This is a genomic window from Leucobacter exalbidus, assembly GCF_017834145.1.
In the GTDB taxonomy this organism is placed as follows: domain Bacteria; phylum Actinomycetota; class Actinomycetes; order Actinomycetales; family Microbacteriaceae; genus Leucobacter; species Leucobacter exalbidus.
In genome coordinates this window covers 217,756-230,516 of record NZ_JAFIDA010000001.1, presented here as the reverse complement: position 1 = coordinate 230,516, position 12,761 = coordinate 217,756, and the positions used below count along the sequence as shown (strand labels likewise).

Below are 12,761 nucleotides of genomic sequence, written 5' to 3'. Positions count from 1 at the left end.
CCCCGAATTCCCCACGTGCAGCCGCTGTGACGCTCGTCGTCGTTGCTTTCATGTCACGTTCCCGGTAAACTTTCGTGACATGATCGCCATCTCTCCCGCCGCTGCAATCCGGAGCACCCCGGTGCGGTCGTTCGTGCATGTCAACCGGCTGCCCGGGACTGCGTCCGCTGCACGTCAAGCAGCTTCCAGAGCGGCACGGAGCGGAGAGCTCATGCCCGTTCGTCGTGGCCTCTACTACCGCGGAGCGAAGACTCGGTATGGAATGACTCGGCCTCGTATTGAAGAGATCGTACGAGAGGTTCTCGGGGCGGAAGGGAACGGTCCGGCCGGGTACTCCGCTGCGCGCGAATGGGGCGTAACCACCCAGGTTCCCTCATCGTTCCATGTCGCGGCGTTGTGGACGGCCGAGCCGATCGAAGGCGCCACACAGTACTCACGCAGCAACAGGGAACGCGCGAGCCTCAACGCAAAGGAGATCGCGCTTCTCGAGTTGATGCGCGCGCCAGAGGTGTACGTCGAGGCTGGTTGGAAGACCTTGGCAAGCAAAGTCCGTGACGCACTTGTGGATGGTGAGATTAACGAGGGTCGTCTACGCGTCGCGGTTGCGGGAGAGCGAAACATCGCGGTGCGCGAGAATTTCGACCGGCTCGTCTCGGATCTGGCCGTCGCATGACCGAGCGTCTCCGGGAAGCCCCCGATGATCTCGAAGCACTCGTGGGGGTAACTGCGGAAGCCCTTGGCATGCCTACGGTATATGTAGAGAAGGACTTCTGGGTCACCGAGGTACTCCGCGCCGCCAGTATCGACCGCGCCGTGACATTGCCGGACGGTTCGACCGCACCGACGACCTTCACGTTCAAAGGCGGGACCAGCCTCAGCCGAGTCTTCGGGATCATCAAACGATTCTCGGAGGACGTCGATCTTCTCGCGGTATTTCCGCGGGAGGCCTCGTTGGGGGCCCGTCACAAGGTGCTAAAAGAAGTCGACCAGGCGGTGAAAAGCCACCTCGCATTCCTGAACTCTCAGGTCCTCGTGGGCTCATCAACGACAGGGATCAAGCGCTACACGACGTATCTATACCCAACGGCAAACAGCGACCCCTCACTGAAGGAAGGTGTTCTACTCGAGCTCGGGAGTCGAGGCGGTACGCAGCCGTCCGCGGTGTACAGCTATCGGTCGCTTGTCGCCGAGCACGCGATCACCATCCTTGGCGAGAGCGAGGCTACGTGGGAGGAATTCGCTGCGTTCAGCGTCAATGTCTTAGCCCCGGAGCGGACCCTGTTCGAGAAACTTGCGGCCGTACATGACGCGGCTAGCCGAGCCGACAGAGACGCACTCTTCAAGCACGGCCGCCACTTCTACGACATCCACTGTCTCCTCCAGGACAAACAAGTAACAGACGCGCTTGAGAACCTTGGTGACGAAGGGATCAACGCACTGGTCGACGATATTGATAGCCAGAGCGCTGCCGCCGGCTTCTCCTCGACACCACGGCCGATCGAAGGCTACGCGCACAGCCCTGCATTTGATCGCGAACATCCCGCGCGCGGCACGATCGAAGCGGGATATGAGGCAGCCCAGGCGCTCCTCCATGGAGACTTTGTTTCCTTAGACGAGATCATCAGCGCCGTGCGCCATCAACGCGGGCTGCTCTAGCAAACAAGATACGCAAGATCCGGGGCACCCACGAACAGTGGACACCCCGGATCTCAACAACGATGCGCGCGCGACTTAGTCTTCGTCAGCGATCGCGCGCACCGCCTTGCGGTCGGCAATCATTGCGTCACGCACCTTGCGGCGCAGCACCTTACCGATCAATGACTTCGGCAGTTCCTCCCACACCACGTAGGTTGAGGGGCGCTTGTATTCGGCGAGGTGTTCGCGTGCGAGCTCGCGAGCCGCATCTTGGTCGAACGTCGCGCCGGGCTCGAGAATGACGGCCACCGTGATCACTTCGGCACCACCGCCGCGAGGCACGCCCACCACGGCGGTCTCGGCAACGCCGGGCACGCGGTTGATGACGGCTTCAACCTCGCTCGGGGCGACATTGAAGCCGCCCGTAATGATGAGTTCCTTCTTGCGGTCCACCACGGTGACGAAGCCGTCTTCGTCTTGCATTACGAGGTCGCCGGTGCGCAGCCAGCCGCCCTCGAGCAGCGTCGCCGCGGTGTCCTCGGGCCGGTTCCAGTACCCCTGAAACACCTGCGGGCCGCGAATGAGCAGCTCGCCCACTTCGCCGAGCGCGAGTTCGCGGGTCGGTTCGTTTTGGTCAACGACGCGAATATCGGTCGACGGGAACGGCAGCCCGATCGCACCGATCTTGCGCGATTCGTTGAAGGGGTTCGCCAGCGCCACGGGGCTGGTTTCGGTCATGCCGTAGCCCTCATTGAGCATGCTGCCGGCAAGGTCTTCCCAGCGCTTCACGATCGCGGGCGTCAGCGTCATCGCGCCCGAGATGGCGTAGACGACACCGCTCAGGTCGAGCTTGCCGTCGCGGGCCACGCGTGAGAGCCGGTCGAACATCGGCGGCACCGCGGGCACGAAGGTCGGCGGGAACCGCTTGGCGGCCGCAGAGACCAGCTCGGGATCAAAGGTCGGAAACAGCACGGCCCGCGATCCGGTCTCGACGGAATAAATCACCGAGAGCAGCAGGCCAAATGAATGGAACATGGGCAGCAGGCCATAGATGTTGCCCTCACCGCGCACGAAATCGGGCATCCACGCCGCGCCCTGGCGGGCGTTCGCCCACAGGTTCTTGTGCGTGATCATGGCGCCCTTGGGGGTGCCGGTGGTGCCCGAGGTGTACTGCAGGCAGGCAACGTCATCGAGCGTGGGCCGCGGGTGCGATGCGGGCAGGGCCGCCGAGCGCTCGAGCGACGCGAATGCGACGGTGCCCGGGGCGGGCGCCGTCAGCTTCTCGCGCGACTCGCGCGCCTTCTGGATCGGCAGCTTCAGCGCCAACCGGGTGCCGAAGGGCATGGCGCGGGTGATATCGACGGCGATGACGCTGCGGATCCCCAGCTCTGCGGGGAGTGACTGAATCGTGGGCGCCACCTTGTCCCAGGCGATGACGACCTGGGCGCCGTGGTCACGAAACTGCACCTCGAGTTCGTCGCGCGTGTAGAGCGGGTTGTGCTCAACGACGACCGCGCCGAGGCGCAGCACGGCGTAGAACGCGATGATGTGCTGCGGGGCATTGGGCATGATCAGGCCGACGCGGTCCCCCGCCTTCACCCCGAGCTTGTGCAGCCCGTGTGCCACGCGAGCGACGCGGTCGCCCAATTCACGGTAGGTGATGGTCGCACCGAAGAAGCTGACGGCGTCACGGTCGCTCCACTGCGTGACGCGTTCGTCGAGCAGATCAACGAGAGATCCGGTCACCGTCTCAATATCGACAGGGGTGCCCGGAGCGTAAAACTTGTTCCAGGCGCGAGTATCGTTCATGTGCATACTTCTAAGGATAGAAGCGAAACGCCTCAACTGTGGCTTCTGCCACGCTACATCTTTGCTGGGCGAAGTTAGTGAGCTTCGCGCAAAGCCTCAGCCACGGGCGTCGCACCGTCGTTAAAGCTAATGGTGCGGCCGATCGTTGACGGGTCAGCGAGGGTCGCGGCGATCACTTCGGCGACGGCCGCTCGTGAAACGGTGGTCGAGGTTTCAGCGCGCACATCGATGCCCCCGGCGAAGGGCTCGAGGGTGAGCGCGCTCGGGCCGAGCACGGTCCAGTCGAGGTCGCTGGCGCGCAGGTGCTCATCGGCGGCGATCTTGGCTTCGGCGTAGTGCCAGAACGATGACTCGGGGTCGATGCCGTGGTCGCGTGCGGCGTTGAAGTACGACACCATCACGTAGCGGCGCACCCCGGCGAGGGCAGCGGCGTCCATGGAACGCACGGCGGCTTCGTGATCGACCGCGCGGGTGCGTGCGGCGTTGCCGCCACCGGCTCCGGCAGACCACACGACGGCGTCATGGCCGGCGATGAGCTGCGCAAGCTGCTCGGTGTCGAGCTGCTCGATGTCGGCAACTACCGCGGTGGCGCCCGTCGCGGTGACCTCGTCGATGTGATCGGAGTTGCGAATCACAGCGGTAACGGTGTCACCCCGCCCTACAAGGAGGGGCTCCGTGAGCAGCGCGATCTTGCCGTGTCCACCAAAAATCAAAGTGCTCGTCATGGCCCCAGGCTAGCCCGTAAGGTTCTGAAACGGCCGTTTGTGACTGTTTGAGTAGTGTGCTCAAGCAAACTCGGTGTGCGGTGAACTGGATTCGAACAGCCTGGTTAGAACTCAAGCAACCGCGACAGCCATTCATTGCGTGTCTTGATCATGGCGCGCGAGAGCTGCGAGTGCGGGGCAAAGCCGTCGAACCCGTGAAACCCGCCGGGCCACACGTGCAGCTCTGCGATACCCCCGGCAGCCCAGATGCGTGAGGCGTAGGCCACATCTTCATCACGAAAGACTTCAGCGCTGCCGACGTCAATGAAGGTCGGCGGCAACCCCGAGAGGTCTTCGGCCCGGGCGGGAGCCGCGTAGATTGACACGTCAGCGGTGCCTCGGCGCGAGCCCAACAGGGCGTCCCATCCGGTGAAATTGCTGGTGCGATCCCACACCCCAATGCCTTGGATCTGGTGCGACGAGATCGTTTCGTTGCGGTCGTCGAGCATGGGATAAATCAGCAGCGAGGCCCGCAGGGCCGGGCCCTTGCGATCGCGAGCGAGCAGGGTGACTCCGGCGGCGAGCCCGCCGCCGGCTGAGGCGCCGGCGACCACCAGGCGTTCGGCATCGATGCCGAGGTCGGCGGCGTGTTCGGCGAGCCACAGCAGCCCGGCGTAGCAGTCTTCAACGGGCACGGGGTCTGGGAAGTCGGGGGCCAACCGGTATTCGATGCTCACGACTACGGCGCCGTGGCTGGCAATGTAGGGCAGAAAGGCTTGCACTCCGGTGAACCGATCGCCGAACACCATGCCGCCGCCGTGAATATGGAAGATGCCCGGGCCAGCCGTGGTTTGGCCGGGGCGACGGTAAATCGAGACGATAATCTCGCCGCCTTCGTAGCCTGCAATGGTTCTTTCTTCGTGGGAGGCCCCGAGGCTTGTGACCAATTCTTCGAGCGCCGGATCCACTGGTCGCTCACGAAGCAGCGGGATCATGTGGGGCGTAATGGTGCAGGGAATGCTTTCAGAAAGCTGGCCGAGTGCGGCGTTGAGCTCGGGGTCGAACGGCGGAGCAGGGTTCACATGCATGCGACTCTCCAATGGTGGTGAAGGCCGCGACGTTGCGGCGCTTCATTACATATTGGCAAGGACTCCACCTGGGCAGGTAACAAATATTCGTTTTTGCCCAACGACACGCTGAGGCAAGATGAGACGCGCCGAAGCACGATGCGGCACCGAAGCACGCAGTGACAGGCTGTAACTCGCAGAAGGGTGTTCACTCACTTGCGGTGAGCCCGATAGTCTCCTTTTATGGCCTCGTCACCGCAGACGACGATGATCGTCAAGCCCCCACATCAGATGCAACGCTGGATTTGTGGTGCCATTGCTTGCCTTTTGCCCCTCGTCGCAATCTTCCTCAGCCCCGCCCGAGCCGACACCGCCCTGGTCTACATCGGCATGCTGCCGGCGATTGTCGCACTCACCATTAGCCCACGGGTCGCCCTCGCGACAGCCGCAAGTACCGGCGCAGCAGTCTTCATCGGCCTCCTCCTCAGCACCAACCCCTGGGCCGCGGCCGCATTCATGGTGCTGCTCGGGCTCGGTGTTGCCTGGTCTTACCAACGTGGTTGGCAGGCTGCCGCTACGTACGTGGCCTCTCAGGGTGCACTCGCCGCCGTCTCGGCACCGCACGCCAAAATCCTCAACGAGGTCACGGTTTCACCGGTGGTCTCTGCAGCCGTGGTCGCAGGCTTCGTGCTCTTCGGCGGGCTCTGGGTGGCGATCGCAGGCTACTTCTTGCTACCTGACCTCCCGAAGCACCCGAAGGAATCACCCACTTCCAGTGAGCTACGCGTCTTCGCGGTAATCCTCTGCCTCATGCTGGGTGTGGGCACCGTGCTGATCATGACTTACTCGTCCACGAGCAATGGCTGGTGGGTGCTCCTCACCGCGCTTGTGGTGCTCGAGCCTGGTCATCAGCACACGATGCGCCGTGCCCTTGAACGGTCTGGCGGCACCATCGTGGGTGGCGGCCTCGCAGCCCTGGCCGTCATCTTCATCAACAATCCACAGCTCATCAGTACGCTCGGCCTGCTGGCCGCCATCGCCAGCGCCGTGACCTACATCAAGGCCCCCTACTGGGTGTTCTCAATGACACTCACGATGGCCCTGGTCTTCCTGGTGACTCCCGTCGGCCGCGTGCTGCACGGCGATCTCGAGCGGGTGCTGTTTACCGTGCTCGCCGCGCTCCTCGTTGTCGCGCTCTCGGCGGTGGCGCACAAGATACAGCGCCGTCTCGGCAGAGCTCAGTAACGCGACCGGCCGCGCGAGCCATTCGCGCGCACGCACGCTGGGGCTCCAACCCACATACCCGACACTCGTGTGCATATGTAACAAATCATGCACAGCCCTCGCTCCCTACGCACGCCGCGGCTACGCTGAAGCAGACGCCAGGCGGCGCCGGATCGGCGTGGATCCCCCAACTCCGATTCGCGAGAGAAGGAGTTTCGTATGTCTGCAAAGAGTTCCGCACCCAGCGCACCCCCTCCGCCAACGATGGGGCGCAAGCTCGCCGCCGAGGTGTTCGGTACGTTTCTACTCGTATTGGGCGGCGTCGGCACCGCGGTCTTTGCCGCCAACTTCCCTGACGCCGAAAACAACAGCCTGGGCGTCGGGTTCGTGGGCGTCGCGCTCGCATTCGGGCTCACCGTGCTCGTGGGCATCTACGCCGTCGGGCACATTTCAGGTGGCCACTTCAACCCCGCCGTCACCCTCGGTGCCGCCGTTGCCGGCCGCATCCCCTGGAAGGACGCCCCCAGCTACTGGGTCGCCCAGATCATCGGCGGCGTACTCGGCTCTACCGTGGTCTACGTCATCGCTGTGGGTGGGCCCGATGGCTTCGCCACAAACGCAGTGGCGGGCGGTTTCGCCTCGAACGGTTTCGGTGAACACTCACCTGGCGGGTTCAGCCTGGTCTCGGTGCTGATCGCTGAGATCGTATTGACCGCGGTGTTCCTGTTCGTCATCTTGGGGGCAACGTCGAACCGCGCACCCGCAGGATTCGCCGGCCTCGCGATCGGGCTAACGCTCACCCTGATCCACCTGATCTCAATTCCGATCAGCAACACCTCGGTCAACCCCGCGCGCTCCATCGCCGCAGCAATCTACGGCGGACCCGACGTGCTCGCTCAGGTGTGGCTCTTCATCCTCGCTCCGCTGGTCGGTGCACTGATCGCTGGCGTCGCCTACCGCCCGCTCTTCGAGGGACGCAAGCCCTAACCCGCCCACGGGCATTCATTACAGTATGTAAAGACCCATCACGGCGCCGCTACTTCTTGAGGTCGACCACCGCGGCGCCGTAGGCCCGAATGAGATCATTTGCGGCGACCCGTGCCGCGATGCCGTGCACGCCAGTGCCAATGACGATCGTGCGGCCGACAAGACTGTCATCCACGATCACGGGCCACGCGGTCTCGGCACCAAGGGGCGTGATGGTGCCGCGCTCATACCCCGTTGCTGCGAACGCGGCATCGGCATCGGGTAGTGAGAGCTTGTTCACGCCGAGGTGCGCGCGCAGTTTGGCCCAGTTGAATTGCGCTTCGAGCGGGGCCACCACGAGCAGAAACGAGTCGCCCCGCTGCACCACAATGGTTTTCACGATGGCCGCCCCAGCAAAGTCAGAGCTAGTCGGGCGGCCCACGCTCTCGCGAATGAGAAACTCGACCGCCAGCCGCCGCGTCGCAGCATCAGCGCGGGCGCGCTCGGGGTGGATTGAGGCGGGCGCGACCTGCGCTTCCCGTGCGGGTGACTCTGACATATCGATGAGCTTCCAATCATTGGGATCATGCTGCACTGCCCGGTGTAACGTGCGTGCCGAGTGAGTTATTTCCCGCACACCTCGGGGCGTTCCACGCGATAGCATTTCCCCATGCACAGTCACGCCGACACCTTCACGATCCGAGAGTTTCGCGAGGCCGACACCGAGCAGACCGTGGCACTGTGGGAGGCCTGCGAGCTAATTCGCCCCTGGAACGATCCTCGCGCAGACATTGCGCGCAAGCTCACCACGCAGCCCGAGCTCTTTCTCGTGGCCGAAGACGCGGGCCCGGCCGCAGGCGCCAGCGCGCAGGCAACCCCACGCATAGTCGGTTCGGTGATGGCGGGGTACGACGGACACCGCGGCTGGATGTTTTATCTCGCCACCGCACCTTCGCATCGCGGGCGGGGCATCGCACGCGCCCTCGTCGCCGAGATCGAGACGCGCCTCGAGGCCCGCGGGTGCCCCAAAGCTCAGCTTCTGGTGCGCGCTGATAACGCGCAGGCCGTGGGCTTCTATCGGGCGCTCGGCTACGACGTGAGTGACGTTTTGGTGCTGGGTAAGCGGCTCATTGAGGACGAAACACCCGCCTAATTACGCGGCTCGCGCGTCGAGGTGATGGAATAGAGGCATGACCCCCAAAGCTCCGCGCATGACCGATGCTGAGTCGCGGGCGTGGCTCGGCTTAATCACCCTCGTGCAGTTGCTCCCCCACACACTCGATGGGCAGCTGCAGCGCGACTCCGAGATGACTCACTTTGAGTTCTCGGTGCTCTCGAATCTGTACACGGCGCCCGAGTCGACCCTGCGCATGACCGAGCTTGCGGCGAGCACCGCGGCGACGCTGCCGCGGTTGTCGCACGTGTGCACGAAGATGGAGAAGCGGGGCTTGGTCGATCGAACTTCGTGCCCGACTGACCGGCGTGCCACGAACGTCCAACTCACGCCGAACGGTCGCCGCGACTTCATTCGCGCGATTCCCGCGCACATCGAGCTCGCCCGCAAGCTCGTGATCGATGCGCTTTCGCCGTCGCAGATCGAGGCTCTCGCCAATATCTCAGAAACCATCGGCGCACGCATCGCCGACCATCGCGCAGGCTAAGCACCGTAACGATTCGCTGCACTGCCAGTGAATTCGGTGTGTGGGCGCGGCACGACCGCACCCCGGCATTCTTGATCCGGATCCTCCCCCGATCCAAGCCTTCTCCCAGGCGCCCAGAAAATGATTGTAGGGACAAGTAAAGTTCGATCTGGGAGTTGTGTTGAGCGAATCCGCTGGGCAGAAATCGGTAAAGCAGCAGCGCGCGCAGCAGCGTGCACAAAAGGTAGAGGCGTACCAGCAAGAGCGTCGCGCGCAGCAGCGCAAGCGCCGCATCGGCATCATCAGCGGCTCGGTCGGTGGTGCGGCAGTGCTCGCCCTCGCGGTCACCTTCATTGCCACCTCGGCTGAACCCGCCAAGCGCCCCCAAGACATCGCGATCGCGGGGCTCGAGGAGTTCACGAATCTCCCTGCCACCCACGTGGGCCCAGACCCGGTCGACTACGAGGGCAACTACGGCATGCAGCCGCCTGCGGGCGGCGACCACTTTCAGGCGTGGTTGAACTGTGGCGTCTACAGCGAGCCGCAGCAAAACGAGAGCGCCGTACACTCGCTCGAGCACGGTGCCGTGTGGGTGACCTACAACCCCGAGACCGTCACCGACGCGCAACTCGATGAGCTGCGCTCGAAGGTGCCCGATCAGTACTCCATCATTTCCCCGTACCCGGGCCTCGAAACGCCCTTTGCCGTTTCGGCCTGGGGTGCACAGATCACGATGGACTCCCCCGATGACGAACGGCTCGGTCAGTTCGTAGACCGCTACTGGAAGTCGGCCTCGGCCCCCGAGCCGGGCGCTTCATGCATGGGCGCCAACGAGGGCCCAGGGCGTGTCATCTAATCGCATCGGCACGGGCCTCAGCGTCTTCATCGCGACGGTGATTGCGCTGGTGCTCGTGGCCGGATCGCTGATCATCGGACGCGTCTCAGCGCACCCCGAGGTCTTTCCGTCGACGCGCAGCGCCGAAGCAGGGTTTGCCCGCGACATGCAGACCCACCACAACCAGGCGGTCGAGATGTCGTTCATTGTGCGCGAGAACTCGAGCGACCCGGCGATCAGGCTACTCGCCTACGACATCGCCACTTCGCAGGCACAGCAGGCCGGTCAGATGTTTGGCTGGCTCGCGCTGTGGGGGCTGCCCCAGGCGTCGCCCGAACCGGCGATGACCTGGATGCATCGGCCGATCCCCGGTGAGGGTGGCGCGCACGCGGCGCACACGCAGGGTGCAGCATCTGCTGCGCAGTCGACTACGCCACCCGAGGTTATGCCCGGGCTCGCAAGCTATGAGCAGGTCGAGGAGCTGCGCGCCGCGACGGGCGTCGCGGCCGACAGACTCTTCCTTGAGCTAATGATTGCGCACCACGAGGGCGGCGTCGACATGGCCGATGCGATCGTGAAGCGCAGTTCGAACCCCACCGTGACCGACCTTGCGGGCAGCATGATGAAGGCACAGCAAAGCGAGATTCAGCTGATGCGGGATCTACTTGCCGAGCGCCAGCCCGCTTAATGAGCTCGCGGCCAGATAGCCGCGAGCTCGCCGGGATTGGAAAGCCGCTGAGAAGAATGCGTCAGCCGCTGGGCCGAGTTACTCGGCTGCGGCAGCCGGCGCTTGTGAGACCGGCGGCGGGCAGTTCAGGTGGGTGGGCTTGCCCGGGCCGCCGCGCACGATCTGGTGATCAGCCATGAGTGCGTGGCACACGGGGCACGTCGGGTTCGCCGGCGTCACACCCGCGGGTTCGTTGGGGTCGCCCAGCTGCGCTGCTCCCTCAAACTGGTAGAGCAGTCGTCGAAATGCCGCCCAGATACCGGGCTGGCCGTCGTAGGGGCTGGCATGCCAGAGCCGTCTTTTTCGTTCGCGCACAAACAAACACTAACATGTTTCGTTCGTACACAAACGAAGATAGAGTGGCTGCCATGGAGCCACTCTCGAGCGAAGCCCTCGAACTCGATCAGCAGGTGTGTTTTGCGCTCGCAGTCGCCAGCCGCAGTGTGATCGGCGCGTACCGCCCAATCTTGGAGCCGCTCGGGCTCACCCACCCGCAATATCTCGTGATGCTTGCGCTGTGGGACGATGCCCCGCTGCGCTTCGGCGAGATCGCGACGGTGCTGCGGCTTGATCCGGCGACGCTCTCCCCCATCATTAAGCGCCTCGAGCAGTCGGGGCTGATCGAGCGCACGCCCGTGGCCGGCGATGAACGCACGTTCAGCGTCGCGCCGACGCAGGCGGGGCTGGAGCTGCGTGAACAGGCGCTCTTAGTGCCACCCGCGGTTATTCAGCGACTGGGTTTGCCCGTCGAACGCCTCATGGCGCTGCGCGACGAGTTGCACGCCGTCATCGAGTCCGTCGAGCGCTCGGCATAACCGAGCGCTCGCGGCTCGACCCGTGTCACCGCTGCGCACAGAGCACAACGAGAACGGTGGGTGAGGCCAGATACCGCGCCTCACCCACCGCTTGGAGCCGCGCGGTTCAGCCAGCTGGCATCGCCGCGTGTATCTCAGTTAGGCCTTCACTGCACCCTTCAGTGCCTTGACGCCCTGCTGCACGAGCTTCTCGACCTTCGCAAACTCGTCTTGCTTCGCCGCAATCAGCTCAAGCGCGTTGAGACCGGCATCGAGGATGTTCAGCGTCAGTTCATCCACCGCCTTGAAGTGGTGGCTCACGTCGCCCGCAAGGCCGCCCTCAAGCGCCAGCTGGCTGATGAGATCAAGCTTGAGCTCCTTCGAGCCCTCAGCAAAGCTCAGCTTGTGGAAGTCCACCCACACGACGTTAGGTCGAGTGGTCGACTCAAATGCGTAACGCTTGTTCGTGGCGTCAAGCACGACCTGCCAGATGGTCTGCGACGCATCGGGCTTGCCCTTGTCGGGGGTGCGGAACGGCTGGGCAGCATTGCGGATGATGCTGAACATCGCCGCCATTGCCGCGGTCTGCGTCTTGGGCGTCTCCTGGTGCTCAACATAGTAGGAAGCGCGAGCAAACCGGTCAGAGGCGAGCGTCGAACCGGGCAGGGGCTTGTCGCCGCCGAGACCGTCGTACTCCTTGACGAGCTCAATCTGCTTGTCGAAGGTCGGCGAGTTCGTCATGACCTTGTAGTCACGGCCGTGGTGCACCTGCACCTTGCCGTCGATGTACTCGATGATGGCCGAGTCACCCGTGGCGTCGTTGATCGCGAGGTGCAGTGCGGGCACGATGTGATTCGTGGGATCGACCAGCTGCACCACGCCGACGTTGGATTCCTTCGTCCACGCGACCGCCTCGGCGACCGTAGCGAAGTTATCGAGGTAGTACTGCAACCAGATCGCCTGGCTCAGCTGCACGTCGTCAGCACCGGGCTTGCCGTACTCAGACTCGGCGAGCCACAGAATGTGCCCAGCGAAGCCTTCTTCGTTCATGCCGTCACAGGCGATGAGGTCGAACGCCGTGGCAATCACGCTGCCGTACTTCGCGGTCCACTTGAGCTTTCCTTCGACGCCGTCGTGGCGCTCTACCCCGCGGGGCAGCTTCCACAGGTTCGTCAACAGATCCATGTGAAAGTCCATGTTTCGTCCAACAATGACTGCCCCATTTGCGTCGGGCCAAACAACTCTGGTGCACATAAAGTTACCTCTCACTTCGTCATGACTCGGGTCATCTGGCACAGTAGTGGAGCATTTCTCGTTTGTGAATCATCCTCTCTATCACCCGGTGTGAAATTTCACGCCC

Annotated in this window: 15 protein-coding genes; 9 read left to right on the top strand and 6 right to left on the bottom strand. The window is 63.7% G+C overall.

The window, feature by feature from the left end; genetic code table 11:
* Nucleotides 1-262 precede the first annotated feature (262 nt).
* Both JOF28_RS01095 and JOF28_RS01090 read left to right on the top strand, forming a co-directional pair.
* Entirely contained in the window at nucleotides 263-673 is a 411-nt protein-coding gene (locus JOF28_RS01095) for a hypothetical protein (RefSeq protein WP_209704081.1), read from the top strand.
* Nucleotides 670-1,656 (top strand): nucleotidyl transferase AbiEii/AbiGii toxin family protein, encoded by a 987-nt coding sequence (locus JOF28_RS01090; protein WP_209704080.1) that lies wholly within the window; start codon nucleotides 670-672, stop codon nucleotides 1,654-1,656. Before JOF28_RS01095 ends, JOF28_RS01090 begins: the two co-directional genes overlap by 4 nt.
* A gap of 75 nt (nucleotides 1,657-1,731) precedes the next feature.
* Here JOF28_RS01090 and JOF28_RS01085 read toward each other — a convergent pair whose 3' ends face one another.
* From JOF28_RS01085 to JOF28_RS01075, 3 genes are all read right to left on the bottom strand, one after another.
* The gene (locus tag JOF28_RS01085) at nucleotides 1,732-3,450 is read right to left on the bottom strand and encodes a long-chain-fatty-acid--CoA ligase (RefSeq protein WP_209704079.1); all 1,719 of its coding nucleotides are present in this window, start codon (nucleotides 3,448-3,450) and stop codon (nucleotides 1,732-1,734) included.
* A 68-nt stretch (nucleotides 3,451-3,518) separates the two neighbouring features.
* Nucleotides 3,519-4,169: an SDR family oxidoreductase gene (locus tag JOF28_RS01080; protein WP_209704078.1), complete on the bottom strand. Its 651-nt coding sequence runs from the start codon at nucleotides 4,167-4,169 to the stop codon at nucleotides 3,519-3,521.
* A 104-nt stretch (nucleotides 4,170-4,273) separates the two neighbouring features.
* Nucleotides 4,274-5,236 (bottom strand): alpha/beta hydrolase, encoded by a 963-nt coding sequence (locus tag JOF28_RS01075; RefSeq protein ID WP_209704077.1) that lies wholly within the window; start codon nucleotides 5,234-5,236, stop codon nucleotides 4,274-4,276.
* A 222-nt stretch (nucleotides 5,237-5,458) separates the two neighbouring features.
* On the opposite strand from JOF28_RS01075, the gene JOF28_RS01070 reads away from it, so the two are divergent.
* Complete coding sequence (locus JOF28_RS01070; protein ID WP_209704076.1) at nucleotides 5,459-6,460, top strand: FUSC family protein; 1,002 nt, start codon at nucleotides 5,459-5,461, stop codon at nucleotides 6,458-6,460.
* Nucleotides 6,461-6,658: 198 nt separating this feature from the next.
* On the top strand, nucleotides 6,659-7,426 hold the full coding sequence (gene aqpZ, locus JOF28_RS01065; protein WP_280909304.1) for an aquaporin Z: 768 nt from the start codon (nucleotides 6,659-6,661) through the stop codon (nucleotides 7,424-7,426).
* A gap of 49 nt (nucleotides 7,427-7,475) precedes the next feature.
* On the opposite strand, the gene JOF28_RS01060 is transcribed toward aqpZ, so the two are convergent.
* Nucleotides 7,476-7,964, bottom strand: a complete 489-nt coding sequence (locus JOF28_RS01060) for an aminoacyl-tRNA deacylase (RefSeq protein ID WP_209704075.1) — start codon at nucleotides 7,962-7,964, stop codon at nucleotides 7,476-7,478.
* Nucleotides 7,965-8,075: 111 nt separating this feature from the next.
* Between JOF28_RS01060 and JOF28_RS01055 the strand changes: the two genes are divergently transcribed.
* The 4 genes from JOF28_RS01055 (at nucleotide 8,076) to JOF28_RS01040 (ending at nucleotide 10,568) form a co-directional block, all read left to right on the top strand.
* Nucleotides 8,076-8,558: a GNAT family acetyltransferase gene (locus JOF28_RS01055; protein WP_209704074.1), complete on the top strand. Its 483-nt coding sequence runs from the start codon at nucleotides 8,076-8,078 to the stop codon at nucleotides 8,556-8,558.
* Nucleotides 8,559-8,595: 37 nt separating this feature from the next.
* On the top strand, nucleotides 8,596-9,066 hold the full coding sequence (locus JOF28_RS01050) for a MarR family winged helix-turn-helix transcriptional regulator (protein ID WP_245189820.1): 471 nt from the start codon (nucleotides 8,596-8,598) through the stop codon (nucleotides 9,064-9,066).
* Between the two features lie 160 nt (nucleotides 9,067-9,226).
* The gene (locus JOF28_RS01045; RefSeq protein WP_209704073.1) at nucleotides 9,227-9,901 is read left to right on the top strand and encodes a thioredoxin-like domain-containing protein; all 675 of its coding nucleotides are present in this window, start codon (nucleotides 9,227-9,229) and stop codon (nucleotides 9,899-9,901) included.
* Entirely contained in the window at nucleotides 9,891-10,568 is a 678-nt protein-coding gene (locus JOF28_RS01040) for a DUF305 domain-containing protein (RefSeq protein WP_209704072.1), read from the top strand. Before JOF28_RS01045 ends, JOF28_RS01040 begins: the two co-directional genes overlap by 11 nt.
* A 78-nt stretch (nucleotides 10,569-10,646) precedes the next feature.
* Here the strand turns inward: JOF28_RS01040 and JOF28_RS01035 are convergent, their stop codons facing one another.
* A complete protein-coding gene (locus tag JOF28_RS01035) occupies nucleotides 10,647-10,922 on the bottom strand; it encodes a hypothetical protein (protein WP_209704071.1) in 276 nt (91 codons plus the stop codon).
* Nucleotides 10,923-10,975: 53 nt separating this feature from the next.
* Between JOF28_RS01035 and JOF28_RS01030 the strand changes: the two genes are divergently transcribed.
* The gene (locus tag JOF28_RS01030) at nucleotides 10,976-11,422 is read left to right on the top strand and encodes a MarR family winged helix-turn-helix transcriptional regulator (RefSeq protein WP_209704070.1); all 447 of its coding nucleotides are present in this window, start codon (nucleotides 10,976-10,978) and stop codon (nucleotides 11,420-11,422) included.
* A gap of 138 nt (nucleotides 11,423-11,560) precedes the next feature.
* Here the strand turns inward: JOF28_RS01030 and JOF28_RS01025 are convergent, their stop codons facing one another.
* Nucleotides 11,561-12,655: a linear amide C-N hydrolase gene (locus JOF28_RS01025; protein WP_209704069.1), complete on the bottom strand. Its 1,095-nt coding sequence runs from the start codon at nucleotides 12,653-12,655 to the stop codon at nucleotides 11,561-11,563.
* Nucleotides 12,656-12,761 lie beyond the last annotated feature (106 nt).